General features: G+C 59.2%; 24 protein-coding genes. 19 read left to right on the top strand and 5 right to left on the bottom strand.

Translation table 11 applies throughout. The annotated features are described in order from the left end of the window. Nucleotides 1–107: 107 nt before the first annotated feature. From G8O24_RS10040 to arsH, 6 genes are all read left to right on the top strand, one after another. A complete protein-coding gene (locus tag G8O24_RS10040) occupies nucleotides 108–1,928 on the top strand; it encodes a cytochrome c/FTR1 family iron permease (protein WP_202988753.1) in 1,821 nt (606 codons plus the stop codon). 123 nt (nucleotides 1,929–2,051) lie between these two features. Continuing rightward, the gene (locus G8O24_RS10035; RefSeq protein ID WP_188098689.1) at nucleotides 2,052–2,417 is read left to right on the top strand and encodes an ArsR/SmtB family transcription factor; all 366 of its coding nucleotides are present in this window, start codon (nucleotides 2,052–2,054) and stop codon (nucleotides 2,415–2,417) included. Then, nucleotides 2,410–2,937 (top strand): arsenate reductase ArsC, encoded by a 528-nt coding sequence (locus G8O24_RS10030; RefSeq protein ID WP_188098687.1) that lies wholly within the window; start codon nucleotides 2,410–2,412, stop codon nucleotides 2,935–2,937. Before G8O24_RS10035 ends, G8O24_RS10030 begins: the two co-directional genes overlap by 8 nt. A gap of 2 nt (nucleotides 2,938–2,939) precedes the next feature. Then, nucleotides 2,940–3,995, top strand: coding sequence for an ACR3 family arsenite efflux transporter (gene arsB / locus G8O24_RS10025; protein WP_188098685.1), 1,056 nt, complete (start codon nucleotides 2,940–2,942; stop codon nucleotides 3,993–3,995). Beyond that, nucleotides 3,992–4,396 (top strand): arsenate reductase (glutaredoxin), encoded by a 405-nt coding sequence (arsC, locus tag G8O24_RS10020; protein ID WP_188098684.1) that lies wholly within the window; start codon nucleotides 3,992–3,994, stop codon nucleotides 4,394–4,396. Before arsB ends, arsC begins: the two co-directional genes overlap by 4 nt. Then, nucleotides 4,386–5,108 (top strand): arsenical resistance protein ArsH, encoded by a 723-nt coding sequence (gene arsH, locus G8O24_RS10015; protein WP_202988752.1) that lies wholly within the window; start codon nucleotides 4,386–4,388, stop codon nucleotides 5,106–5,108. Before arsC ends, arsH begins: the two co-directional genes overlap by 11 nt. A gap of 39 nt (nucleotides 5,109–5,147) precedes the next feature. Here the strand turns inward: arsH and merA are convergent, their stop codons facing one another. The 3 genes from merA to G8O24_RS10000 form a co-directional block, all read right to left on the bottom strand. Next, a complete protein-coding gene (gene merA / locus G8O24_RS10010) occupies nucleotides 5,148–6,599 on the bottom strand; it encodes a mercury(II) reductase (RefSeq protein WP_188098682.1) in 1,452 nt (483 codons plus the stop codon). Between the two features lie 103 nt (nucleotides 6,600–6,702). Next, nucleotides 6,703–6,990, bottom strand: coding sequence for a heavy-metal-associated domain-containing protein (locus G8O24_RS10005; protein ID WP_188098680.1), 288 nt, complete (start codon nucleotides 6,988–6,990; stop codon nucleotides 6,703–6,705). Nucleotides 6,991–7,007: 17 nt separating this feature from the next. Beyond that, the gene (locus G8O24_RS10000; protein ID WP_013913466.1) at nucleotides 7,008–7,382 is read right to left on the bottom strand and encodes a mercuric transporter MerT family protein; all 375 of its coding nucleotides are present in this window, start codon (nucleotides 7,380–7,382) and stop codon (nucleotides 7,008–7,010) included. A gap of 136 nt (nucleotides 7,383–7,518) precedes the next feature. Between G8O24_RS10000 and G8O24_RS09995 the strand changes: the two genes are divergently transcribed. The 13 genes from G8O24_RS09995 to G8O24_RS44275 all read left to right on the top strand — a co-directional run bounded on the left by G8O24_RS09995 (nucleotide 7,519) and on the right by G8O24_RS44275 (nucleotide 23,868). Beyond that, nucleotides 7,519–7,989 carry a MerR family transcriptional regulator gene (locus G8O24_RS09995; RefSeq protein WP_188098678.1) on the top strand — a complete coding sequence of 157 codons (471 nt, stop codon included), beginning with the start codon at nucleotides 7,519–7,521 and terminating at the stop codon, nucleotides 7,987–7,989. A gap of 347 nt (nucleotides 7,990–8,336) precedes the next feature. Next, nucleotides 8,337–8,753 carry a heavy-metal-associated domain-containing protein gene (locus G8O24_RS45585; RefSeq protein WP_244654160.1) on the top strand — a complete coding sequence of 139 codons (417 nt, stop codon included), beginning with the start codon at nucleotides 8,337–8,339 and terminating at the stop codon, nucleotides 8,751–8,753. Nucleotides 8,754–9,518: 765 nt separating this feature from the next. Beyond that, entirely contained in the window at nucleotides 9,519–10,751 is a 1,233-nt protein-coding gene (locus G8O24_RS09985) for an OpgC domain-containing protein (RefSeq protein WP_188098676.1), read from the top strand. 380 nt (nucleotides 10,752–11,131) lie between these two features. After that, nucleotides 11,132–11,509, top strand: a complete 378-nt coding sequence (locus tag G8O24_RS09980; protein WP_188098674.1) for an SPW repeat protein — start codon at nucleotides 11,132–11,134, stop codon at nucleotides 11,507–11,509. An 87-nt stretch (nucleotides 11,510–11,596) separates the two neighbouring features. Beyond that, on the top strand, nucleotides 11,597–12,868 hold the full coding sequence (locus tag G8O24_RS09975; RefSeq protein ID WP_188098673.1) for a porin: 1,272 nt from the start codon (nucleotides 11,597–11,599) through the stop codon (nucleotides 12,866–12,868). A 1,476-nt stretch (nucleotides 12,869–14,344) separates the two neighbouring features. Continuing rightward, nucleotides 14,345–14,899, top strand: a complete 555-nt coding sequence (locus tag G8O24_RS09970) for a sigma-70 family RNA polymerase sigma factor (RefSeq protein WP_188098671.1) — start codon at nucleotides 14,345–14,347, stop codon at nucleotides 14,897–14,899. Next, nucleotides 14,896–15,537, top strand: a complete 642-nt coding sequence (locus G8O24_RS09965) for an NrsF family protein (protein ID WP_188098669.1) — start codon at nucleotides 14,896–14,898, stop codon at nucleotides 15,535–15,537. Before G8O24_RS09970 ends, G8O24_RS09965 begins: the two co-directional genes overlap by 4 nt. Nucleotides 15,538–16,100: 563 nt before the next feature. Next, the gene (locus tag G8O24_RS09960) at nucleotides 16,101–16,373 is read left to right on the top strand and encodes a hypothetical protein (protein ID WP_188098667.1); all 273 of its coding nucleotides are present in this window, start codon (nucleotides 16,101–16,103) and stop codon (nucleotides 16,371–16,373) included. Nucleotides 16,374–16,886: 513 nt separating this feature from the next. Then, nucleotides 16,887–18,404 carry an efflux RND transporter periplasmic adaptor subunit gene (locus G8O24_RS09955; RefSeq protein WP_188098665.1) on the top strand — a complete coding sequence of 506 codons (1,518 nt, stop codon included), beginning with the start codon at nucleotides 16,887–16,889 and terminating at the stop codon, nucleotides 18,402–18,404. Next, nucleotides 18,401–21,598, top strand: a complete 3,198-nt coding sequence (locus G8O24_RS09950) for an efflux RND transporter permease subunit (RefSeq protein WP_188098663.1) — start codon at nucleotides 18,401–18,403, stop codon at nucleotides 21,596–21,598. The genes G8O24_RS09955 and G8O24_RS09950 overlap by 4 nt, the downstream gene beginning before the upstream one ends. A gap of 128 nt (nucleotides 21,599–21,726) precedes the next feature. Then, nucleotides 21,727–22,119: a copper-binding protein gene (locus G8O24_RS09945; RefSeq protein WP_188098662.1), complete on the top strand. Its 393-nt coding sequence runs from the start codon at nucleotides 21,727–21,729 to the stop codon at nucleotides 22,117–22,119. Between the two features lie 118 nt (nucleotides 22,120–22,237). Further along, complete coding sequence (locus tag G8O24_RS09940) at nucleotides 22,238–23,665, top strand: multicopper oxidase family protein (protein ID WP_188098660.1); 1,428 nt, start codon at nucleotides 22,238–22,240, stop codon at nucleotides 23,663–23,665. 23 nt (nucleotides 23,666–23,688) lie between these two features. Further along, nucleotides 23,689–23,868 (top strand): hypothetical protein, encoded by a 180-nt coding sequence (locus G8O24_RS44275; RefSeq protein ID WP_244645804.1) that lies wholly within the window; start codon nucleotides 23,689–23,691, stop codon nucleotides 23,866–23,868. A gap of 66 nt (nucleotides 23,869–23,934) precedes the next feature. Here the strand turns inward: G8O24_RS44275 and G8O24_RS09930 are convergent, their stop codons facing one another. Beyond that, on the bottom strand, nucleotides 23,935–24,495 hold the full coding sequence (locus G8O24_RS09930) for a hypothetical protein (protein WP_188098658.1): 561 nt from the start codon (nucleotides 24,493–24,495) through the stop codon (nucleotides 23,935–23,937). After that, the gene (locus tag G8O24_RS09925; RefSeq protein ID WP_012564758.1) at nucleotides 24,496–24,771 is read right to left on the bottom strand and encodes a metal-sensitive transcriptional regulator; all 276 of its coding nucleotides are present in this window, start codon (nucleotides 24,769–24,771) and stop codon (nucleotides 24,496–24,498) included. It lies immediately after the preceding gene. Between the last annotated feature and the right edge of the window lie 2 nt (nucleotides 24,772–24,773).

Below are 24,773 nucleotides of genomic sequence, written 5' to 3'. Positions count from 1 at the left end.
GGCATCCTGTGAGTCTCCTATCCTTGCCATCACGTCTCGGAGTGCTCGCCGTACTGCTGGTTCTCGTTTGCTTTGGCCCTGCGAGGGCAGAGACAAGCGATGTCGAAATGACGTGGCGGCTGTTGGACTACATCGCGGTCGACTACGCTGGCGCCGTGTCGCACGGCTCAGTCTCAAGTCCTTCCGAATATGCCGAGCAGAAAGAGTTTGCGGCGACCATCGCTGCGAAGCTCGCTGCGCTGCCGCCCAAGCCGGAACAACAGGCACTTGTGACGGAAGCTGCCCGTCTGCAGCGCGCTATCGACAGCAAGGCCGAGGCCAAGGAGGTTGCAGGGATAGCGCAGGGCTTAGCCGCCGCGCTACTTGCAACCTATCCCGTGCCGCTGGCGCCGAGGAAGGCTCCGAACACCGCGCGCGGTGCAGCGCTGTTCGCTCAGAACTGCGCTACCTGTCATGGCGAGGCCGGTGACGGTCATGGACCGGATGCCGCGAAGCTGGATAACCCGCCCGTCGCGTTCACGGACGCCGATCGCGCCCGTCAACGCAGCGTGTTTGCCCTCTACCAGGTGATCACCCAAGGTCTCGACGGGACCGCCATGCCGAGCTTCGACGGCTTGCCGACCGAAGATCGCTGGGCCCTCGCATTCTACGCCGGTCATTTCGCATTTCCGGACGCCGCTGCAACGGAGGGGGAGCGGCTGTGGAAGCAGGACGAACCGCTTCACAAGCTCATCCCCGATCTGAAGACTCTCGTCGGCACGACGCCCACAGCGCTTGCCGGCAAGATCGGACAGGATACGGCGGACGCCCTTATGGCCTACTTACGTCGTCATCCCGACGTGATAGGGCAGCAGACTGGATTTCTGTCGCTGGTTCGCGGTCGTTTGTCCGAAAGCCTCGCCGCCTATCGTGCGGGGGACCGGCAGCGGGCCGGCGAGTTGGCACTGTCAGCATATCTCGATGGTTTCGAGCCAATAGAGCCTATGTTGGCCGCGCGGGACCGTACCCTCTTGGAGCGTATCGAGGGTGCGATGGGCGAGTACCGCGCCGCTATACAGAGCAGAGAGACTGCCGATTCACTTGCCAATCGCGTGCAGGTCCTCGACGACCTTCTGGACGATGTGGAAGCTGCGCTATCGCCTGACGCCGCAAGCGGCCTGTCGGCGTTCCTGGGCGCGGCGACAATCCTGCTGCGCGAGGGGCTGGAAGCACTGCTGATCATAGTCGCCATGATCGCCTTCCTCCGCAAGGCCGAGCGAATGGAGGTCATGCGGTACATCCATGCAGGTTGGGTCAGCGCACTTGCGGCGGGTTTTTTGACCTGGGTTGCCGCGACCTGGGTGATTGGGATCAGTGGCGCGAGCCGGGAATTGACAGAGGGCTTCGGGTCGGTCTTCGCAGCAGTGGTTTTGCTCTCAGTCGGCATCTGGATGCATGGCAAGGCACAGGCCGATCAATGGCAGCGCTACATTCGAGAAAAGATGGCGAAAGTGCTGTCCGGCAGTTCGGCATGGTTTCTGTTCGGTCTCGCCTTCATCGTCGTCTACCGAGAGGTCTTCGAGACAATCCTCTTCTATGCGGCGCTGTGGAACCAGGGAAACGGTGGTGCGATACTCGCGGGCGCCCTGAGCGCAGGCATAACCCTGGCCGTGATCGCATGGGCCGTGCTGCGCTTTAGCCGCCGCCTGCCGATCGGCAAGTTCTTCACCTACAGTTCATGGCTGATGGCGGTCCTCACGGTTGTTCTCGCCGGCAAAGGTATCGCGGCTCTGCAAGAGGCCGGCATCGTCAGCATCGCACCGTTGCGCTCGGTGCCGCGTATCTCGTTGGTTGGCCTGTTCCCAACGATGCAAACGGTTGCGGCCCAATTACTCATGATAACGGCTCTGGCTATAGGCTTTGCCCTTAATCGTCGAAAAGTTGTATAGAGTGGTGGAACCTGGTTAGGTGCCACCGCCGTTTCTCACGCCGCGCAACATATTCGAATTATATCACCCGCCGTTTCCGGGAAGTGAATTGACAAATCCAAATATATCCATAAGTCTGGATATATGGAAAACGAACAAGCCATCCTGGCGCTGGGCGCCCTCGCCCAACAAACCCGTCTTCAGGCGTTCCGGGTTCTGGTGCAGCACGCGCCCAGCGGATTGGCCGCCGGCGATCTCGCCCGACTGCTCGAGGTGCCGCAGAACACGCTTTCCGCTCATCTTTCCGTGCTGGCGCGAGCCGATCTCGTCGTGTCCGAACGACACAGCCGTTCGATCGTGTACTGCGCAAACCTCGCGGCGTTTCAGGCCGTCGCGGTCTTCCTCCTGCAAGACTGCTGCGGCGGACGTCAGGAGATTTGCGCTCCCATTTTCGAAAGCCTGACACCCTGCTGTCCTCCTCCGCGCAAGAAGGAAAAAACCCGTGTCTGATCGCGTCTACAACGTCCTTTTTCTCTGCACGGGCAATTCCGCCCGCTCAATTCTGGCCGAATCCATCCTGCGCAAGGACGGAAGCGGCCGCTTCCGCGCATTCTCCGCAGGTAGCCAACCGAAGGGAGCGGTCAATCCGGTTGCATTGCGCGTGCTGGCCAGCCTCGACTATCCCACGGACGGTTTGCGTTCGAAGAGCTGGCAAGAGTTCGCCGCTCCGGATGCGCCCGTGATGGACTTCGTCTTTACGGTTTGCGACAGCGCCGCCGGGGAAAGTTGCCCAGTCTGGCCAGGACAGCCGATGACCGCGCACTGGGGCATTGAAGACCCCGCCGCCGTGGAAGGAACCGACATCCAGAAGGAAGCCGCCTTCGTTGCCGCCTTTCGCTACATGAAGAATCGAATTTCGCTGTTCACCGCCCTTCGGCTTGCTTCGATCGACAGAATGGCACTCGGCACCAAACTTCGTGACATTGGAAATTCCGAGGGCTCGACGTCGGGCCGACCGCACGTGGCCTGATCATGAGTACGTTCGAACGCTATCTCACCCTATGGGTCGCCCTTTGCATCGTGGTGGGCATCAGCCTCGGCCACCTGATGCCGGGTTTCTTTGCCGCGATTTCAGGCGCTGAAATCGCGAAGGTGAACCTGCCGATCGCGGTGCTGATCTGGCTCATGATCATTCCCATGCTGCTGAAGATCGACTTCACGGCCATGGGAAAAGTTACCGAGCACGCGCGCGGCGTCGGCGTGACCCTCTTCATCAACTGGGCGGTCAAACCGTTTTCGATGGCATTGCTGGGGACGCTTTTGATCGGTCATGTCTTCGCGCCGATGCTTCCGGCCGATCAAATCCAATCCTACATCGCCGGATTGATCTTGCTGGCGGCGGCGCCCTGCACGGCGATGGTTTTCGTCTGGTCCAATCTCGTGGGCGGCGAACCCCATTACACCCTTGGCCAAGTCGCCTTGAACGATGTCCTGATGGTGTTCTTGTTCGCGCCGTTGGTTGGCCTGCTCCTCGGAGTGGCTTCCATCACCGTGCCATGGGAAACGCTGTTGCTGTCCGTGCTCCTCTATATCGTGGTTCCGGTCATCATCGCGCAGGTCTGGCGGCGCACACTGCTCAAGAGCGGCCCTGCGGCATTCACCCGAACCCTAAGCCGCCTTCAGCCGCTGTCCCTGACATCTCTGCTCGCCACCTTGATCCTCCTGTTTGCATTCCAGGGCGAACAGATCGTCGCCCAGCCAGCCGTCATCGTCATTCTCGCAATCCCGATCCTGATTCAGGTCTACTTCAACGCAGGTCTCGCCTATTTGCTCAGTCGGCATTTCGGCGTGGCCTGGTGCGTGGCCGCACCCGCTGCGCTCATCGGCGCCAGCAACTTTTTCGAACTTGCCGTGGCGGCGGCCATCAGCCTGTTCGGGGTCAATTCAGGAGCCGCGCTGGCCACGGTCGTCGGCGTTCTCGTCGAAGTGCCCGTGATGCTTTCGGTCGTGAAGATCGTGCAGGTGTCTCGCGGTTGGTACGAATCGCGCCAACCCGAAAAAACCAAAAGCGCTGAGGTTCGCTCATGAGCGTCACCATCTATCACAATCCCGATTGTGGAACGTCCCGCAACACCTTGGCGATGATCCGCCAAAGCGGCGCCGAACCGGAAGTGATTGAGTATCTGAAACAACCGCCATCGCGCGGGAAGCTGGTTGAATTGATCGCCCGCATGGGCATACGCCCTCGCGATCTGCTTCGCCAAAAAGGAACGCCCTACGATGCCCTCGGTCTGGCGGATTCCAGGTGGAGCGACGATGATTTGATCGACTTCATGGTTGCTCATCCGATCCTGATCAACCGCCCAGTCGTCGTGACATCCAAGGGAGTCAAACTCTGCCGTCCTTCCGAAGAAGTGCTGTCCATTCTTCCGAACCCGAATATTGGACGGTTCGTGAAGGAAGACGGTGAAATCATCAATGCGGACTGAAATGCAAGATTTGCCAAACGTCAACGACGAAGCCTTCGTCCATCCTGATCCCGGATCGCTGCATCGCCCAGTGCCGACGCACCGTCCGCGCATTCTTCTCCTGTACGGATCGTTGCGCGAGCGGTCGTTCAGCCGTTTCGCCACAGTGGAAGCGGCCCGTCTTTTGCAAACCTTCGGGGCGGAAACCAGGATATTCGATCCCTCCGGCCTTCCCCTGCCGGACGACGCCCCGGCGACGCACGAGAAGGTTCAGGAACTTCGCGAACTGTCAGCCTGGTCGGAAGGCCAGGTCTGGTGCAGCCCGGAGCGCCATGGCGCGATGACCGGCATCATGAAGGCACAGATCGACTGGATTCCGTTGTCGCTCGGCGCGGTGCGACCGACGCAAGGCAAGACACTGGCGGTGATGCAGGTGTGCGGCGGCTCTCAATCATTCAATGCCGTGAACCAATTGCGCGTCCTCGGCCGATGGATGCGTATGATCACGATCCCCAACCAGTCCTCGGTCGCCAAGGCTTACGAACAGTTCGACGAAACCGGGCGGATGAAACCGTCGCCGTATTACGACCGGATCGTCGACGTCATGGAAGAACTGATGAAGTTCACGCTGTTGACCCGCGGCGTGTCCGGGTATCTCACGGATCGTTACAGCGAACGCAAGGAAACAGCCGAAAAACTCGCGAAGCGATTGAATCTCGACGAGGCAGTGTAAGGACCAGAGACTAACGTGAATATGATACAATCTCGGTCGCTACCCGGCGCAGCAGGAGAGTTTCTTCACGTCCCGATCAAACGTCTGCGCCGCAAGCTTCAAAGCCTCGACGGTGGTCAGGTAGGGGAAGATCATTTCCGACAGATCGTTGATCGAAAGCCCACAGCGGATGGCGAGCGCCGCCGTCTGGATGCTGTCGGCGCCTTCCGGCGCGAGAATATGCGCTCCCAGCAGCTTGCGGGTTGCCCCATCCGCGACAAGCTTGATCAGGCCCCGCGTATCGCGAGCCGCGAGCGCGCGCGGCACGTTGTCGAGCGAGAGCACTGAAGTTCGCACGGGGTGCCCGGCAGCACGCGCTTGCGCTTCGGTCAAACCGACGCTCGCCACCTGAGGGTCGGTGAAGACAACGGCGGGCATGGCGGTGTTGTCGTAACGCAAGCTGTTGCCATTCAGTGCGTTCCTCGCCGCGAGCTTTGCGCCGTAGGCCGCCATGTAGACGAACTGGTCCTTACCCGTCACGTCGCCGACCGCATAGACGCCTACCTTCGAGGTGCGCATACGGTCGTCAACGACGATCGCGCCGGACGATGTCTGCACGACACCAGCTTCGGAAAGTCCGAGACCTTCGGTGTTCGGAGTTCGCCCCGTGGCAACAAGAATCCGCTCGGCGGTCAATACCTCATGGCCGCCATTCCGGGTGATCGCAAGCGCGGCGCCGTCAGCGGTCTTGCGGACGAAATCGTAGGTCACGCCTCTCATGATCGTCACCCCCTCACCGGTCAGATAATCCGCGAGCGCTTGCCCAATCTCCGGCTCGGCCTTTGGCAGAAGGCGGCTGCGGAAGACCAGCGTCACCGCGACCCCGACACGAGCGAAGGTCTGCGCAAGCTCGGCCCCGATGTAACCCCCGCCCATCACGATCAGGGAGCGAGGCAGTTCGGTCAGGGAGAGTGCCGTCGTGCTGTCGAGCAACGGCACTTCGGCGAGCCCTTGAATCGCCGGCCGCGCCGGACGGGCCCCCGTTGCAACGATGATGCGGTCTGATGCGAGGTGCTGGCCACCCACATCGACGCCGTCCTCGACGAGCCGTGCCTGACCTTCATGGTAAGTTATATTGTTGTATTCAGGCAGAAGGTCGGCGTATTTCGCCTGACGCAGACTCGCGACCAGCGCGTCCTTCTGGGCGATCTGTGCGGCCCAATCGACTATGCGCGCGCCGCTTTCGATGCCGTCAAACCGGGTCGATGCAATATTGGCGTGGTGCACGGTCTCAGCAGCGCGGATCAGCGTTTTCGAGGGCACGCAGCCAATGTTCACACAGGTACCGCCGATCGTGCCGTGCCCGACGAGCGCGACCTGCGCACCCTGCCCCGCCGCGGTGATTGCAGCCGAGAAGCCCGCCGATCCAGCGCCGACAACGACAAGGTCATAACGGCCTTTGCCATTGCTCGCAGGCGGAGCGCAGCAGTCGTTCATGGCTTCAACTTTCATGTGTTCGCGTCCATCCTGCAGCGGTCACGGGCGGCAGGCTCGCGGGAAGCACACTCCCCGCGCCGAGGACGAAAAGCTTTGCGACGGCCGTGCCGACGCAGCCCTATTGCACGACGTGCGAGGGATAGCCGGCATTGGTGGTCGCGGTGATGAGTGCGGGGACATTCGTGCGGCTGTCCTCGAAACGTACCTTTGCAATCGCGGCGCCATCCGCCTCCGATATCTGAACATCGAGCACGCCGGATACCCCGCTGAGCGAGCGTTTCACGATCGGGCCGCAGAGTTCACAGGTGGCGTTGGCGACATTCAGCGTTACGGTTTGCTCGGTAGCAAAAGCCGCACCGGACGCGAACAGGGCAGCGGTCAGGGCGATGAAGGGCGAAATCTTCATGGATCATCTCCTTGTGGTCAGGCATCGAGGAAGAGCCGCGCGGCGTACGGGAACCCCACGGCGATCACGATCAGAACGGTCGCAACCCACAGCCCGATCTTGGCGTTCCGGTTCGACGATGGGCGAGCGCAGTAGGAGCCTTCGACGCAATCGGCCGCCTTCGGCTTGCGGTAGACGGCATAGTAGCCGCCGCCGAGGCAGACGACGGCAAGTCCGACGAACAAGGGTTGATACGGCTTGAGCGCAGTCAGGTTGCCGATCCAGGCGCCGCTGACGCCGGCGACGAACAGTGCAAACGGCACCACGCAACAGGTCGCCGCGCCAAGTGCCGCGAGGATGCCGCCGACCGACAGCACCGCCGCGCCGTCGAAGCCCTTTCGCGGCGGCGTCATGGCCGTGCTTGGCAGCACCGTTGTCTCGTGTCTCACTGTCATTGAGCACGCTCCCGGAATTGGTCTATGGTGAACCTAGGTTCTGTAGTGGCTACAGGGTCAAGCGCGAATTTCTCACGGGTGTGTGAGGGCAAGAATGAAGCAGACCGAAGCGTTTTCGATCGGGGCCCTGTCAGGGCGTAGTGGCGTCCATATCGAGACGGTCCGCTATTACGAGAAGATCGGCATCATGCCCGCACCGGCCCGGAGCGCAGGCGGCTACCGCATCTATGGGACGGATCATGTCAGACGGCTGCACTTTATTCGTCGAGGTCGGGAGCTTGGCTTCAGCCTCGATGAGTTGCGCGGCCTGCTTCACCTGGTCGACGGACAGAGCTACACTTGCCGGGAGGTGAATGCGCTCGCCGTCGGGCATCTCGCCACAATCCGTCAGAAGATCGCAGACCTGCAACGCCTGGAACACGTGATGTCGGACATGGCGAAACAGTGCAAGGGCAATCAGGTGCCGGACTGCCCGATCATTGATGCACTGTTCGAAATGCGGCCAGTCGCTCACGATACGGCCCATACAAGAGTTCGCGCCGAGAGAAGCTCGAAGAACAAATGATCCGAATCCCGCTTGGTGCGAAAGCACCTCGCTGGCGGGTCATCGACCACGCCGCCGCAACACCGACCGCCACCGCCAGCAGCGGAGGGACTGGATCGAAGAGGCGCTTTCATCCATCCGATCACGAAGGTTCAACTAGGTCCGATCCAGGCGGATGATTCCGATTCACGCTGAAGATCGTATTTGGCCAAGCGCTCGGACCACAGGGCTGCGGGTCCGGCAGATCGGAAAACTTCATGCTTTCGCCTCTTGTCCTAGGAGTACCTCCAAGGGTTAGCATCGCTCCCATGCCGCAATATCTTGAACTGGAGCCTGGATGAAAAACGACGGCGTTCAAAATCGAAGGCATGAATTGCAGCGCCTGCGCCAACACGATCAAGAGGCTTGTTGAAAAGGAGCCTGGGGTGCGGATAGCCGACGTTTCCTTCGATGAGCGGCAGGCGCGTCCTCTGCGATCCGAGGTCCGTCGAGACGCACCGCCGCGGCGAGGCGATCCAAAAGCTCGGCTTTCGAGTCGCCGCACACAGTTAGACATGCTGGCACCGCCTCGCTTTCCCATTTCAGCGCGCCCGCACACTCACGGAGATTACGGTGGCCTTTCAACGGCAAGCACCTCCCCATTCGCGCTTTGGGCAGAGAACCGTCGTCGCGGCCAAGTCGCCGGAAGATTTGCTCCCGGATCGGCGGCCTGCATCGTACGCTTTGCACCGGCATCATCGAGAAGGCGCTCGGACGTATACCGAGCGTCGACAGGGTCGCTGTGAGCCTGACGTATGAACAGGCCTTGGTGCCGGCCCGAGCATCTGCTCCAGACGTTGGGCGACATAGGCTCCACGATTTCCGACCCGCGCAAGCTCAGAGCCCTTGAAGACGAAGAGCACGATCTGGTGCACTAGGTCCGGCGCTTCGTCCTCACGGTTGGCCTCAGCGTCGCGGCGATACCGATCATTGCCGATCCGGCGGTGGGCTCGATCGGTTTTTCCGGCCCTGGCTTGCCTCAGTCTCGGCGGCTTCATCTTTCTGGTGCTGTGATCGAGCGGATCGTGGACCGCGATCGGTGCCGCGTTGGGTCTCAGCGCCATGGCATTGAGCTGACAGCACATCCTCGACATGGCTCGGTCACCCACTGATCGAGCGTCACGTCACTACAAACACTTCCGGAGGGCATGAAATATCACCACCACTTTCGCTATTACGTCGCCCTGCCACTCACATCAGCGTGAACTTGTAACCAACAAAGCGATCTCTTCGAATTCCCTTGTGAGGATTACCAAGCAGACTGCGTCGCGCAGACAACCGTGAAGGCAATCTTCATAGCGGGTCATAAGGATATCACACTGGACAAACGGGCCATGTCATCGAGTCAATCGCAATTCTCGATGCGTGTATCGACCGACTTGCAAAACGACCTCTCCGCGCGTCCGAGTCCCACGTCGGGTGCTCCAAGTGCGCTCCGCCTCTTCGAATAATCCTTAGAGCGCGAACGGGGCTACCGTACGCAAGCGGTCGGAAAAGGAAAACCGATACCCATGCCTGCCAATGCCACTCTTCCAATCAGCGGACGCGATCATCGTCTTGATCTCTTTCGCGGCGTCGCTAACTGGGCAATCTTTCTTGACCATATTCCAAACAACGTTGTCGCGTGGATCACGATCAGAAACTACGGCTTCAGTGATGCGGCCGAGCTTTTCATCTTTATATCAGGATATATGACATCGCTGGTTTGCGCGAACATTATGCGTCGGCGCGGCTTTGTTGCGGGAACGTCCTGGTTGATGAAGCGCGCCTGGCAGCTTTACGTTGCGCACATTTTCTTGTTTGTTTTGTATGCGGCCGTAATCGGCTATATCGCACAAAGTTACGATAATCCTGCGCTCATAAATGAATTCAATATTGCCGGTTTGCTGAGCAACCCCTTCGACGTCCTTACTCAGGGGTTACTCCTCCGTTTCAAGCCCCTCAACATGGACGTGCTCCCTCTCTACATTGTCCTTTTGGCAAGTATGTCACCAATTTTATGGCTTATGTTGCGGTTGCCCGATGCTACGATGTTGGGATCATTGTACATCTACCTCGCGGCGCGACATTTCGGCTGGAATTTGTCCGCCTATCCCGAAGGAGCCTGGTATTTTAATCCCTTTACGTGGCAGCTGCTATTCGTCCTTGGCGCATGGTTTGCTGTGGGCGGCACAAAGCGATCACGCCGTCTCATTAGCTCACGAAGTCTTCTGTATGTTGGAGTCGTCTATCTACTGTTTTCATTCGCAATGACGATGGCCGGTCATATCCCGGATCTGGCGAATGAATTCCCAAAATGGCTCTTTGACGCATTCAATCCAAATGACAAGACCGACCTTGCCCCTTACCGCGTGATCCATTTTGCGTTCATTGCGCTGTTCGCGACACGGCTTCTGCCCGTGAACTGGAGCGGCTTGCAATGCCGCATTCTTCAACCTCTGATCAAATGCGGAGAGCAGTCTCTTCACGTCTTTTGTTCAGGAATAATCCTGTCGTTCTTGGCCTATTTCGTATTGGAGTCAGGCTCACGGACCGTGTGGTCACAAATCTTCGTCAGTGTCGCTGGGCTTTCAATGATGACGGCAATTGCGTACTTCGCTTCTTGGCCCAAGAGGTTCGATAAATCACGATCTCTTTCCCTCTCGGGGCACTTTGGGAGAGATGCGATTGACAGCGATGATGCCGAAATGTGGCCCAAAAGCCAGACCTGGTTGGAGCGCACCGATCTTTCCTACGAAAGATAAGAACGGCGGAAGCAGATAGCAGCACTCGCCTCGGCTGTCTGTAACAGTGCGGGCCGCAGCAGGCCTTTGAGCGGCCGTTTTATGTCGCATCGATACCCGGCTCGATGCGCTTGCTCTTCTACTATGTAGTTCGGAAGAAACACCCGCCCGGTTACACGAAATGTAATCCCCCGCGGGATTTCTGCTGACCCACCGCCATCTCGCTGGCACGAGGCAAGCCCTCTGCGGCCGCGGCGACGTCCGGACCTCGTGAGGATCACACAGCCAACGCCCCGCGACCCCCGAAGTCACGAGTCGGAAATCGCTGGAACATTCCATGCGAACGGGACTATACTATTATTGTAACTTGCGTTGTGTGGCCTTCATGAAGTGAGGTCGCCATGTTCAAGCGAAACTGGAAAACGGAAGCTTTCGTCGACGCTATCAACCTCGCATTGGGCGGGTTCCTGTTTCTGTCACCTTGGTTACTTGGATTCAGATCGCCCCTCGGATGGCATACATCCTGGATGGCAGGGGCCACTATCATCACAGTCGCGATCTTTTCGCTTGCCGACCTTCTCGACTCGGTTTCAATTCCTGCGTTTTTCGAGTCGGAAGAATGGATCAATCTGACGATCGGCTCGTGGTTGGCAGTGTGCCCCTGGGTCCTCAGCTTCAACGACGATACCATGGCGATGCAGGTGCATCTCGCGGTGGGGATCGTCATCGCAACCATTGCTGCGGTCGAACTCTGGGTGCTGCGTCACAGCCCCGCGTGAAAGGGCGTGATACGATTTTGACGAATTAGAATGTGAGACGGAAATTATAGGTTGACGTCGTGCCGGGGGGCTACAATGCGGAGGGGTGTGCTGCTCGGACTGGTCGTTGTGATTTTATCAGTCGGCGGCGCGGCGGCTGCAGATTTGACGATTAAGGCGCGCAATCCCGCGCCTGCGTTGCCGTCCTGGTGGGATACCGTCACGATAACCGGCCATGTGCAAGCGGGGACCACCTTCAACGAGCGCCCTTCCGGCGGCATCAATTTTGGCCACCTCTTCACCGATAAAGCCAATTCCCTGTTGATGAACCAGGCGTTGCTAACGGTTCAGCGCCCGCTCGATCCCAAAGCAACCGGATATGATTTCGGCTTCAAGTTCCAGGCGATGTACGGCTCGGATGCGCGGTACACGCATTTTCTGGGAGAATTGGATCAGTCAATCAGCGGCCGCAATCAGTTTGACATCGTCGAAGCGCACGCTCTGTTTCATTTGCCGTGGCTTACGTCGGGCGGCGTGGATGTCAAGGTCGGACAATACGTCACCCTGGAAGGCGCCGAAGTTATTTACGCGCCGGATAATGCACTCTACTCGCATTCTTACATTTTTAATTTCGGCATTCCTTTCAAGCACACCGGAGTGATGACGACCACACATGTGAGCCCAATCCTTGACGTTTATGCTGGCATCGACACCGGCGTGAATACGACCTTCGGCAATAGGTTCGATAACTTCAATAGTGGCGACAACAACGCGGCCGCGGCGTTCCACGGCGGTATCGGCCTGAATTTGTTGGATGGTGCACTGACCGTTTTGGCAACGACCCATATCGGCCCGGAAAATCCCAATGTCTCGTCGGTCGTGCTTGCCGGTGTCAATCCGAATAGCGCTCTGCGTTATCTCAATGATGTGACGATCGTCTGGAAGGCAACCGACAAGCTTACCCTGACGACCGACCTCAACTACATTCGTGATGATGGCTTCAACGCGACAGGCGGCGGTGTGGCACAATACGTCACCTATGCTCTCAACGACTGGCTCAAGATCACTGGCCGCGGAGAAGTCTGGCGCGACAACAATGGTTTCTTCGTTGCCGCTTTCCCCGGCAACCTGGATTTCGTCAGAATCGAGCACGGCAACCCATTGGGCACAGCGATCAGCGGCGGAGCGACGACGTACGGTGCGCTGACGGTAGGACTTGCGATCAAGCCTCCCGTACCCAAAGAACTCGACGGCCTGGTTGTCAGGCCCGAAATTCGTTACGATACCTCGCTGAACGGAACGACGCCATTCGGCGCCGGAACGAAGCGTTCGCAATTCACGTTCGGCGGCGACATCATCATCCCGTTCAAAATCAGATGATTGCGGCCCGAGGCGTTGCGCGAAAGAGCGGATGTTGGATCGGGCTCTCGATCGTTAAGACCCGAGTGCGATGACCCCATCGCATTGGTTTGATCCCCCGCGCGGCAGTGTCGCACGTTCTCAAAGAAGGGCGCGGGTCTCTTCGTCTGGGATCGGACCGATCGATCGCTGCTCCCGGAACAGTCAGGCAGCCTGCTCGTGCTGCGAGTGGCCTTGCCCGGTGAGTCCTGCAAGATTATTCGCACGACCAGATGCCCGTTTTGGGTCCTCCGCGATAGCTGCAAGTTTTCGGGCGCGGACGTGGAGCAACGGCCCGATCGGTGCGGGGCACCGCAGGTGCCATTCGCTCCGCGGTCATGGTTTTGTGGGGACCCGGACGGGTCTCCGTCCCGGTCACGCGCGCAAAGCTTGGCGATGCGGACGCGACCAGCACCAACGATAGTACTGCAACCAAGCTCGATTTGCGCATTTTTACCTCCCGGGATATCTCGGTGGTCCGATCCTGAATGGACCGCACACAGAAATGAGTTCGGAAAGGAGGCCCTGTTGGTTACAAATCACGGCGATGTGAGTGCTGTTGGACTCTCCCGCCGGGCCGTCCGCAGCTGACCCCTGTGTGGGCTGGTCATTTGTGCTGCACATCGGTAGCCGTTATTGCAAAGCGGTAAGAAAACGATAACGTGCGGCTATCGTGATCAGAAAATACACCTTTCAATGGGTCAGGCGGCTGCTGGCGGCAGCCGTTGTTTTGACCGTTGCAATACATGGTCCGGGAGTACCATCCGCGGTCGCTCAATCGATAGCCTCGGTATGGCCGTCGCCGACGCACAATTGCTGTGACGATTGTGCCCCAACGAACAAGGCAGCATCTGTCTGCCAGTTATCATGCGCCACGACGCAGGCCGTGCTACCAATTTCGTCTATTGATTTGCATCTCGTCCCCTTCGCGATTGAATATCCCCGTTTTGTTTTGGGGATTGACGATTATTGGTCCGCGCCGGACCCATTTCCTCCGAAATACCAGTCCTGATCTAAAGCGCTCCTACGCGAGCACGTCGTTAGCTTCCCGTGGCAAATGCCACATGCCGAGGCGTCGCGTCTGATTGGCCTTAACCCAGGACCACAACCCATGCCTTTGGATAGTTACGAGATTTGCCCTACAGATGCAGGACGGAAGTGTTTCAACCCCTCGCAGCCCGATTGTAGCGCGTTGGAATCCTTCTGGTTGGAGAGAGACGGTTTTCGATGCATTCAATGCGCAGTTAAACACGAGCCATATTCCCGGCTGAATTTGCGAAATTCTGAACGGCACGTTCGGTGGAGGGATCTCCAATTGCCCCGACTTGGCCAACATCCCGCGAATGACGATGATCGAGGGACAAGCCAGCGGTACTATCTCTCATACGAAGCATGCGGTTCACAATCCCGTGAGCGTGTAACCCCGTGGCTCTCTCATACGAATCCAAAGAGGGAGAGATGACAAAGGAGTCTGACCTCAAGGCCCTGATGGCGGCAAGTCTCGAAGGCGACTCGAGTGCACATCAATCACTGCTGACAGCTTTGAGCGGATACCTGAGAAGCTACTATAAGAGCAGGCTTGTGCGAGCTGGGCGCACTGCCGAGGAAGCCGAGGATCTCGTGCAGGAGGCCTTAATTGTCATCCACACGCAGCGTCATACCTACGACCAGGAGCAGCCGCTAACGCCGTGGGTGTATGCCATTGCACGCTACAAGCTTATCGATCATTTGCGGCGCACCCGGGCGTCGACGGCGAGTGTCCCTCTGGAAAACGCCGAAAATATTTTGGCATCCGACGACAGGGGCGCTACCGAAAGCCAGTTCGATCTAACCAGGCTCCTTGAAAGGCTGCCCGAAAGAATGCGACTTTCGATCCAATACGTGAAGCTCGACGGCATGAGCGTAGCCGAAGCAGCTAATCGTTGCGGAATATCGAAGTCCGCCGTCAAAGTTAATGTGCACCGTGGGCTGAAAATCCTCGCCGCTTCGATTGCACGGGAGACAAAAGCGTGAAGACCAACGAATTGATTTCCATGCTTAGCTCGCAGGTTGATCCGGTCGACACACGGGAGGTTGTCCGGAACGTTCGGATTGCCATTTTGGTTGGGGCCGCGGTATCCCTGTTAGCGGTCGTTTTTGTTCTTGGCGTTCGTACCGACCTTAATGAGATACACGCCCAGAATTTCGTATTCGCGAAACTCGCCTTCAGCTTGTCGGTCGTGATCCTGGCCTCACATTATCTTGTCAAATACATCCGGCCCGGTGGCGAGTTTCGGGCGCGGTTTGCCCTCACGGTCCTGCCGTTTCTTGCTGCGATGGTTGTTGCTGCGATCAACCTGGCCGCGGCACCGCGGTCGCATTGGGAGACCATGGTGTTTGGCAGTTATTGGCTCGAGTGTCTGATTGCCATTCCAATGGTCGCCGTCTTGCCGTTCGTTGCGATCATGTGGGCAGTCCGCCTCGCTGCGCCCACGGACTTACTGCGCACCGGCGCGCTGGCGGGTCTCGTCGCGGGCGGCGTAAGCGCGACGGCCTACGCTTTGCATTGCATGGATGACCTGCTTCCTTTTGTTGCGCTCTGGTACGGTGGAACGATCGTTTTATGTACAATCGCCGGTGCCGCGCTTGGGCCCCGACTGCTGCGCTGGTAGAGAGCGGAACTCTTTTCTGAAGTCCCCGAGCCGCAGTCGCCAAGACAGCCAAGACGGCGGCGCCTGCACCCTTTCCAGGGTTTGCTTCTGCTCAAGTCTCACGAGACCGTGAGCTTGTAACCAGACGCGCCAGCCTTGCGAACTAACTGATGTCATACGCTCGCTCCTATTGAGTGAGCGACGGCATGCGGATGGGCAGGATTTTATGAGCGACCAGCGAGGAGGCAACAATGACTTTGTTGACGCCCATTTCAGATCGGCAAGACGTGCGACGCTGGGCTACGGGCACATTTCATTTTCGCGGCCGTACGTTGTGGCTGATTTTGGCCGCGTTGACGCTACTCGCTGGAGCCGCGCTCAACTGGCGGTGGCTCATTGCATCAGGCGCTCTGCCATTTCTGCTGCCTGCCCTCCCCTGTTTGGCGATGTGCGCGCTTCACTTATGTTCTCGCGAGAATAGCGCCGGATGCGATCGCAGCGAGACACCGAAACACTTCGCGAGAGCCCCCATGGAAGATCAAAACCCCTGATATAAAAGTCATCCCTTCAGAAAGGCACCAGACATGAAAAAGACAGCACTCACCTCACTTGCACTGTTCGTTGGTTTCCTTGCGCTTGCATCAGCGGTCCGAGCGGAAGACGCGCCGGCTGCGGCGAAGACGCCGGCGGAAACCAATCAACCCATGATGGGCAGCGGCTCACAAGGCATGCAGGGTATGATGAACATGATGAGCCAAATGCAGCAGATGATGGAAAGCTGCAATCAGATGATGAAGGCCAGCAACGATCACCACGACAAGCAAGACGCGCCGAAGCAGCAAGACCGGCGCGGGTGAAACGGCCACGGCGTGGTCATAACGCGGACAGGCGGACTTCGCTCATTCGGAAGGCGGTCTAGAAACTCTACCGCTTCCGGGTTGTAAACTGCATGAACTCGGCTTGGCCGGAAGCTCTGCAGCACTCCCCGTTCGTCGCGGCACCGAGCGGTCACTAAAGTGGCCCTTTCACGTTGGCGTGAGCTTGTAACCGGTCGGGCGTCTTGCGCGAATTAACCGGTAGTTCCATTTGCAAATCCGGACTTTACCCGGCGGGCTGGGTCACGCCGGGTGAAGACCTTTGTCGCGAACTGAGGATCAATTAGGTGGCCATGCAAACGGCGAACAAGGGGATCGCCCCTCCTACGGTGGGTACCCTTCATATTAACACGCGCTTAGAACGGCTGCCGTTGCTTGCTCCGCCGGAGGCAGGAGATCGTTTGCAATCACTTTTCGGATCCACATCGTTTCTGCCAAAGAGCCGCTACCAGTTTCAATTGCGTTCTTTCGTTGCGATCAAAGGGCAAGTTGCTGATGGACAAGTTAACAGATTACCGCCCGTTCGACGATAGCCATGCGAAACGGCGCGCCCCGGCCAAGAGAACAACCGTGAAACGGATCGTGCTCATTGCGCTTCTGACAAGCGCGCTCGCGGTAACACTGGGAATCGGCTATCGGCTCGGCCACACCAGTCAGGCGCTGCCCGATTGGGTGCCACTCCGTTTCGCAGTGGCCCTCGGTGTCCAGCCAGTCAAGTCCACAGCCACCGGTCCGGTGATTTATTACCGCGATCCCGATGGCAAACCGTTTTACTCAGCGGACCCCAAGACGACGCCCGAAGGGCGTGCGTATGTCGCTGTACACGCGAGCGAAGATCTGAGCTTCGACGATCCAGCGAAAGCGGCTGCGCTGACGCATGCAGATCCTGGAACCAAACGTATTCTCTTTTATCGTAACCCGATGGGCCTTCCCGACACCTCTCCGGTCCCGAAGAAAGACTCCATGGGAATGGACTATATCGCCGTCTACGAAGGCAATGGCGATGCATCCACGATTCAGATTTCCCCGGGCAAATTGCAGCGCACCGGCGTGCGCTCCGAGCCAGCCACGCTCCGCACCGTGACGCGACCCATTCGCGCTCCCGGAACGGTCAAGCTCGACGAGCGGCGTGTCGCTGTCATCTCGCTGCGGGCCCAGTCCTTCATCGAAAGCGTCGAAAACGTGACGACAGGCGATCACGTCACCAAGGGACAACCCTTGCTGAAGCTTTATTCCCCGGATGTGGCATCCGCTGGCGCCCAATATCTCTCCATCATCGGGGACAGTGCTGGAACAGCCAACCTCGCAGGACGCAAGCAACTGATCGAGGGCGCGCGGCGGCGGCTCGAAAACCTTGCGGTGCCCGCCGAGGTGATCGCCGAGATCGATCGCACCAAAACGGTGCCGCTGACCATCACTTGGACTGCACCCCGCGATGGTGTGATTCTGGAGCGGACAGCGGTCGAGGGCATGCGCGCGATGCCGGGCGACGTGCTGTTCCGGCTCGCCGACACATCCGTTATCTGGGTGCTCGCTGATGTCGCCGAACAGGATATCGATGCCGTGAAGATCGGCGCTGCGGCGACCATCAAGGTTCGCAGTCTGCCGGGTCGGGTATTCAAAGGATCTGTCGCTTTGATCTATCCTGAGGTGAACACGCAAACGCGAACCACCAAGGTTCGTATTGAACTTCCCAATCCTGACGGCGTGCTTCTCCCCGATATGTTCGCCGACGTGGAAATCGCTTCGGGCGCAGAAAAGCCCGTGGTCGCAGTACCAAACGGCGCGGTGATTGATACGGGTGCGCGGCAGATCGTCTTCATCGACAAAGGGGAGGGCCGTTTTGAACCTCGTGAAGTCAAGGTCGGCACGCACGGCGAGGACTACACTGAGATCCGCGAGGGCGTCGGCGAAGGCGACCTCGTCGTCGTTGCCGCCAACTTCCTGATCGATGCCGAAAGTAACCTGAAATCCGCCTTGCAGGCATTTACAGATGGAGAGAAATCGAAATGATCGCCCGCCTGATCGCCTGGTCGGCGCGGAATCTCATGCTCGTCCTGATCGGGACGGTGTTCGCAGTCACGGCGGGCATTTATGCGCTGCGCACCCTGCCGCTCGACGCCATCCCCGATCTCTCCGACGTACAGGTCATCGTCTACACTGAATATCCCGGACAAGCGCCCCAAGTCGTCGAAGATCAGGTCACCTATCCGTTGACAACGGCGATGCTGACGGTGCCGAAATCGAAGGTAGTGCGGGGCTTCTCGTTTTTCGGCGCGTCCTTCGTCTACGTCATTTTCGAAGATGGCACCGATCCTTATTGGGCTCGCAGCCGCGTGCTGGAATATCTCAACACCGTAGCGCGCAGACTCCCGACGGGGGTGACCCCGACTCTTGGGCCTGACGCAACTGGCGTTGGATGGGTCTATCAATACGCCGTTGTGGCCAAGAACATGACCCTCGCTGAACTGCGTTCCATCCAGGATTGGACCATCCGTTATGGAATCTCCAAAGCCGAAGGCGTCGCGGAAGTGGCCAGCGTCGGCGGCTTCGTCAAGCAATACAACATTGTCGTTGATCCACAAAAATTGCGCGCTCAGGGCATTTCCCTGGACAAGCTTCGCAGCGCCGTCCGGGCGAGCAACATGGATGTCGGCGGGCGCACCGTGGAGCTGTCCGAGTTTGAATTCGTCGTCCGCGGCCGTGGCTACCTCAGAGGCATCGAGGACATCGAGAACATCGTTCTGAAAACTGATGCGGGCGCTCCGCTTCGATTGCGGGATGTTGCGCGCGTCGAACTTGGTCCTGACGAGCGCCGCGGCATTACCGAACTCAACGGCGAGGGCGAAGTCGTCAGCGGAATTGCGCTGCAGCGGTTCGGCGCCAATGCCCTCACCGTCATCGACAACGTCAAGGCGCGCCTCGCAGAGATCGCCTCAAGCCTGCCCAAGGGCGTCGATATCATCCCAGTCTACGATCGCTCCGAACTCATCAAAGCTGCCATCAAGACACTCAAGGGCACCCTGCTCGAAGAGAGCATCATCGTTGCCTTGGTTTGCTTTGTCTTCTTGCTTCACCTGCGCAGTGCCCTCGTCGCCATCCTAATGCTTCCCGTCGGCATCCTGATGGCGTTCGCGGCCATGAAACTCATGGGGCTTGGCGCCAATATTATGAGCCTCGGTGGTATCGCCATTGCGGTCGGTGCCATGATCGATGCGGCAATCGTGATGATCGAAAATGCGCACAAGCACCTAGAGCGCGCGGAGCCTGGCACGCCGCGGACACAAATCCTCATCGATGCGGCGAGCGAAGTCGGACCGTCGCTGTTCTTCAGCTTGCTGGTGATCACCGTCTCGTTCCTGCCGATCTTTACCCTGGAGGCGCAGGAAGGCCGCATGTTCGGGCCGCTCGCCTACACCAAGACCTTTTCGATGGCCGCCGCCGCCCTCCTTTCGATCACGTTGGTGCCTGCTTTGATGGTCGTCTTCGTCCGCGGGCGCATCATCTCGGAACACAAGAATCCCGTGAACCGGTTCCTGATCTGGGTGTACCGACCGGTGATCCGATGGGTTCTCAACGCCAAGACATTGACGATCATGCTTGCGCTAGTTGTGCTTGCGATCACGATCTGGCCCGCCCGCCAACTCGGCAGCGAGTTCATGCCAAGCCTCAATGAAGGCACGTTGATGTACATGCCGACGACGCTGCCGGGGCTATCCATCACCAAGGCGGCGGAGCTGTTGCAGACCCAGGATCGCATCATCAAGTCATTCCCGGAAGTTGCATCGGTCTACGGCAAGGCGGGCCGCGCCTCGACCGCGACCGATCCGGCGCCCACCGAAATGTTCGAGACCATCATCAATTTGAAGCCAAAGTCGGAATGGCGGCCTGGCGTCACGATCGACAGCCTCAAAGCCGAGATGGACAAGGCACTGCAGTTTCCGGGCGTATCGAATGCATGGACGATGCCGATCCGCGCACGCATCGACATGCTGTCGACCGGCATCCGCACCCCTGTCGGGATCAAGATTTTCGGCAAGGATCTTGCGGAAATGGAGAAGATCGCGCGCGAAGTCGAAGGGGTGGTCAAATCGGTACCTGGCACCTCGAGTGCCTACGCTGAGCGCGTGATTGGTGGATACTATCTCGAGATTATCCCCGATCGGATCGCGCTCGGACGCTACGGATTGACGATCAGCGATGTTCAGGACGTGATCGCGACAGCGCTCGGCGGTGAAACCGTAACCACGACGGTCGAAGGTCGGGAACGCTATTCGGTGAACATCCGATACCCACGCGCGCTCCGGTCCAACCCGCAGACGATCAGCACGGACGTCCAGGTGCCGCTGGCGTCCGGTGGGAGCGTCCCGCTCGGTCAAGTCGCCAGCGTGAAGTTGACCCGCGGCGCTACGTCGATCCGCACCGAGAACGGTCAACTCGCGGTTTACATCTACGTCGACATTACCGGTCGCGATCTAGGCGGCTACGTCGCCGAGGCGCAGCAGGCGGTCGCGCAAAAGGTAAAGTTTCCGCCGGGCTACTACGTCTCCTGGAGCGGACAATTTGAATATCTGCAGCGTGCCGAAGCGCGGCTCAAGATCGTCGTGCCGGTGACTTTGCTGATCATCTTCCTACTGCTCTACCTGAATTTCCGGAAACTGGCGGAAACCCTGATCGTGATGCTGTCATTGCCGTTTTCGCTGGTCGGCGGCATCTGGTTGATGTGGTGGCTCGGATTCAACATGTCGGTCGCGGTCGCCGTCGGCTTCATCGCGCTTGCCGGCGTCGCGGCCGAAACCGGCGTCGTCATGTTGATCTACCTCGAGCAGGCCATGTCCGAATTGAAGGCGGAACGATCGGCCGCTGGAGAGCAGTTCACGCGTGCCGACCTGTACGACGCTATCATGCTCGGCGCGGTGGACCGGGTACGGCCAAAAATGATGACCGTCGTCGCGATCATGGCAGGCCTGGTGCCGATCCTCTGGAGCACCGGTACCGGGTCGGAGGTCATGCAGCGAATTGCCGTGCCGATGATCGGCGGCATGGTTTCGTCCACCGTGCTGACCCTCGTGGTCATTCCTGCCATCTTCGCGGTCGTCAAGGGAGTCGGGTTACCCGCCTCGCCGTGGGACGGCGAAGAGAAAGGCGGCGGACATCGGAATATGACGACAAAGCTCGACCTGCATCGTGCGGAGAACGTGCAGTGACGCCGAGCGGCCACACAGATTGCGTGCCGGAAACGGCGGCAATGGGCGCGAGAACAATCCCGGTGGATCGGTTCATTCGCCCCGAGCCCTGCCCTCAACAACCACCACATCACAACAGGAGAATATCTATGTATTTCGTCGACAACCATCGCCGGGCCCAGCGTGCCGGAGTTCTTGCTGCCACGCTGCTCGGCGCGGCATTGACGCTGCAGGCGGGTGCCGCGTCCGCGCAAGGCGGCACAGGCATGTCCGACATGAAGAAGATGGCGCCGATGAGCGACGCGAAGGCCGCGAAGACCGCGACCTCCTCCGGCACAGTCACCGCACTGAACGTCGCCGACCGCAAAATCACCTTCGATCACGGTCCGATTCCCGCCATCAATTGGCCCGCCATGAAGATGGAGTTCGCCGTTGCACCGTCCATCGATCTCGCGAAGGTGAAGACCGGCGACAAGGTCAATTTCACCCTGAGCGGCTCCGGCGGCACCTATACCGTCCAGTCGATCACGCCGACGCACTGACGGATTCGGCTGCGGTCGGGACGGATTGCGACCTGGCCGCTGCCAAGCGGGAGGTGCTTAACAAGGCACCTCCTTCATCACCACGCGGGACGTCCGCACTGATGAAAAGCCGATGTGCATGTCTTCACTCTGCCACTCAATGGTCGATCGACGAACGCTTTTACAGGCGGGTGCGGGCCTCGCCGCGGCCGGGATGTTTCCAGGCGCGGTGCGCGCGCAAACACCACGCGCCGAGTACAACCTCGTCGCGGCAATTGCGCGGTCACCAATCCTTGGCGAGAGGCGTCCCGGGACAGAGGTCTGGAGCTACAATGGCAGTCTTCCGGGACCGGACATCCGCGTTCGGCAAGGAAAGCCTGTTCGCATCGCCGTGCGCAACGGCCTGTCGGAAGACACCACGGTCCATTGGCATGGCATACGGCTTCCCAACAACATGGATGGCGTACCGGGCTTGACGCAGCGTCCGATCGCTCCTGGCGAGACCTTCGCATACGAATTCACGCCGCCGGACGCCGGAACATTCTGGTATCATTCACACAGTAACAGCTTGCAGCAACTCGGCCGGGGACTTGCCGGGCCCCTCATTGTCGAAGAAGCGGAACCTTATCCGGTCGATCGCGATATCATCTGGATGCTTGCCGACTGGCGGCTCACCCCCGATGGGCAGATTGCACCCGGATTTGGCAACGCCATGGAGGCGGCCATGTCCGGTCGTGTCGGCAACACCGTTACGGTCAACGGCGCTATTTCGAACGGCGAACAAGTCCACGCCGGGGAGCGGATCCGCCTGCGGCTGATCAACGGTGCCCTTGCGCGCATCATGGCACTGCGATTCGAAGGCCATCAGCCGGTGATCATCGCCGTCGATGGCCAGCCGTGCGAACCGCATCAGCCCGCCGACGGCCGCGTCTTGCTGGGGCCGGCGATGCGCATCGACATCGTGCTTGATTTGCAGGGTGAGCCTGGACGTCGTTATGTCGTCCGCGACGATTTCTACGAGGATCTCGCCTATACGGTCACCCATCTCAACTACAACGCAACGTCGTCTACGCGCGCAATACGCGACGATAGTTTCGCCCCGCTTCCTGGCAATCCTTTACAAGAACCCGATCTTACCCGCGCCGAACGGCATCAGATCAACTTGCAAGGCGGGATGATGGGCGGCGGCATGATGAGTGGAATGGGTGGGATGTCTGATATGGCTCATGATGCCAGCTGGAGCATCAACGGTCATTCCATGACCGGGGACGGCCACGCCAACATGCCCCCGCTCCTGACCTTGCCCCGGGGTAGTAACATCATGTTGACGATGCATAACCAGACCGCGTGGTGGCATCCGATGCACCTGCACGGTTACAGCTTCAAACTGCTGAGCCGGAATGGCGTTTCTGTTCCATATAACCAACGGGGAGATACCGTTCTCCTCGCCCCAAAAGACGCCGTTGACGTCGCCTTTGTCGCCGACAATCCCGGCGAGTGGATGCTGCATTGTCACATCACGGATCATCAGGTGTCGGGAATGTCGTCCGTCCTGCAGGTGAGATGAAGTACCGAAGAAGGAGAACGACCATGAACAGACGCACTTTCTGCCTAGCAACTGCCGTAGCGCTGGTCGGGTTGCCGCCCAAGGTCATGACCGCCAAAGCCACCCCTGCGAATGTCCCAAGTTTTTTTCTGAATATTCCGCGCACCACCCAACCAACGGTGGCGACAGTCGCCCCAATTTGCGCTGACATAAAAATCCCCTGAACTGACGATGGACCACGGGCGCACGTGCCCGGCACGGGCACGGCACCGCGTCATGCTGTGGTCAGGTCAGGAATTGGGGGGACGATAAAGCCGAGAGGGCGCGTTGTCCGCCAGCTTCCGATGGTTGTCGGATACGCGGACGGCGTTCGGCACGGGCGGCTTTGCCACCGTGACGAGGGTTGCGGGAAGCGCGGTGACGCACATCAGGCCACAGCACTTTCCATCCGCCGCATGCGGCGCTTTTACCGGACCGGCGTCGCTCTTCAGCGCAACCGGCTTCGCATCATGGTCCGCGGAGGAATCCGCGTGGACCTGGACGCCGGAATGATGATGGACATGTCCATCCTTGTGGACGTGCATGGCGCCTTCATGATGGTCGTGGGCCATGCCCGGCACGTGATCCTCGTCGGTCAGGCAATAAGGCGTAGCCTGACTGCCGGGCAAGGCGAAGGACAGCGTCGGCGCCAACACGCAAAACAGATAAGCCAGGGCGACGAACCACCCTGCTCTCCGTCGTTGCGTTCTGGTAAGTCCGACCAACATCAATGCGTCAATGCTTTCGATTTGCCGCCCGAATTCGGAATCATAGTCGCGAATCTTCGTATCGCCAAGACGGAACCGGGACATTCATCGTTCCGCACGTCCCACCACTGCCATCAATTCCGCGATTTTGCGGCGCTGATCCGCCTTGTCGCCGCTCGCGATCGCGTGCTCGACGCAGTGGGCGACATGATCCTTCAAGACCTCCTCCTCGACGCGGCGCAGTGCGGCGCGAACGGCGGAGATCTGCGTTACGATATCGATGCAATAGCGGTCTTCCTCCACCATCCTGGCGAGGCCGCGCACCTGTCCCTCAATTCTGCTGAGGCGCTTCTGGCACGACGTCTTGATGTCTTTTCGCATCT

This window comes from Bradyrhizobium campsiandrae, assembly GCF_014529705.1.
Taxonomy (GTDB): domain Bacteria; phylum Pseudomonadota; class Alphaproteobacteria; order Rhizobiales; family Xanthobacteraceae; genus Bradyrhizobium; species Bradyrhizobium campsiandrae.
This window is presented reverse-complemented; position numbering and strand designations above follow the sequence as displayed.

Excerpts from the sequence above, each read along its gene's own strand:
- G8O24_RS10040 (WP_202988753.1), top strand. The coding sequence starts at position 108 with ATGACGTGGCGGCTGTTGGACTACATCGCGGTCGACTACGCTGGCGCC.
- G8O24_RS10035 (WP_188098689.1), top strand. The coding sequence starts at position 2,052 with ATGGAAAACGAACAAGCCATCCTGGCGCTGGGCGCCCTCGCCCAACAA.
- arsB (WP_188098685.1), top strand. The coding sequence starts at position 2,940 with ATGAGTACGTTCGAACGCTATCTCACCCTATGGGTCGCCCTTTGCATC.
- arsC (WP_188098684.1), top strand. The coding sequence starts at position 3,992 with ATGAGCGTCACCATCTATCACAATCCCGATTGTGGAACGTCCCGCAAC.
- arsH (WP_202988752.1), top strand. The coding sequence starts at position 4,386 with ATGCGGACTGAAATGCAAGATTTGCCAAACGTCAACGACGAAGCCTTC.
- merA (WP_188098682.1), bottom strand. The coding sequence starts at position 6,599 with ATGAAAGTTGAAGCCATGAACGACTGCTGCGCTCCGCCTGCGAGCAAT.
- G8O24_RS10005 (WP_188098680.1), bottom strand. The coding sequence starts at position 6,990 with ATGAAGATTTCGCCCTTCATCGCCCTGACCGCTGCCCTGTTCGCGTCC.
- G8O24_RS10000 (WP_013913466.1), bottom strand. The coding sequence starts at position 7,382 with ATGACGCCGCCGCGAAAGGGCTTCGACGGCGCGGCGGTGCTGTCGGTC.
- G8O24_RS09995 (WP_188098678.1), top strand. The coding sequence starts at position 7,519 with ATGAAGCAGACCGAAGCGTTTTCGATCGGGGCCCTGTCAGGGCGTAGT.
- G8O24_RS45585 (WP_244654160.1), top strand. The coding sequence starts at position 8,337 with ATGAATTGCAGCGCCTGCGCCAACACGATCAAGAGGCTTGTTGAAAAG.
- G8O24_RS09985 (WP_188098676.1), top strand. The coding sequence starts at position 9,519 with ATGCCTGCCAATGCCACTCTTCCAATCAGCGGACGCGATCATCGTCTT.
- G8O24_RS09980 (WP_188098674.1), top strand. The coding sequence starts at position 11,132 with ATGTTCAAGCGAAACTGGAAAACGGAAGCTTTCGTCGACGCTATCAAC.
- G8O24_RS09970 (WP_188098671.1), top strand. The coding sequence starts at position 14,345 with ATGACAAAGGAGTCTGACCTCAAGGCCCTGATGGCGGCAAGTCTCGAA.
- G8O24_RS09960 (WP_188098667.1), top strand. The coding sequence starts at position 16,101 with ATGAAAAAGACAGCACTCACCTCACTTGCACTGTTCGTTGGTTTCCTT.
- G8O24_RS09955 (WP_188098665.1), top strand. The coding sequence starts at position 16,887 with ATGGACAAGTTAACAGATTACCGCCCGTTCGACGATAGCCATGCGAAA.
- G8O24_RS09950 (WP_188098663.1), top strand. The coding sequence starts at position 18,401 with ATGATCGCCCGCCTGATCGCCTGGTCGGCGCGGAATCTCATGCTCGTC.
- G8O24_RS09945 (WP_188098662.1), top strand. The coding sequence starts at position 21,727 with ATGTATTTCGTCGACAACCATCGCCGGGCCCAGCGTGCCGGAGTTCTT.
- G8O24_RS09940 (WP_188098660.1), top strand. The coding sequence starts at position 22,238 with ATGTCTTCACTCTGCCACTCAATGGTCGATCGACGAACGCTTTTACAG.
- G8O24_RS44275 (WP_244645804.1), top strand. The coding sequence starts at position 23,689 with ATGAACAGACGCACTTTCTGCCTAGCAACTGCCGTAGCGCTGGTCGGG.
- G8O24_RS09930 (WP_188098658.1), bottom strand. The coding sequence starts at position 24,495 with ATGTCCCGGTTCCGTCTTGGCGATACGAAGATTCGCGACTATGATTCC.
- G8O24_RS09925 (WP_012564758.1), bottom strand. The coding sequence starts at position 24,771 with ATGCGAAAAGACATCAAGACGTCGTGCCAGAAGCGCCTCAGCAGAATT.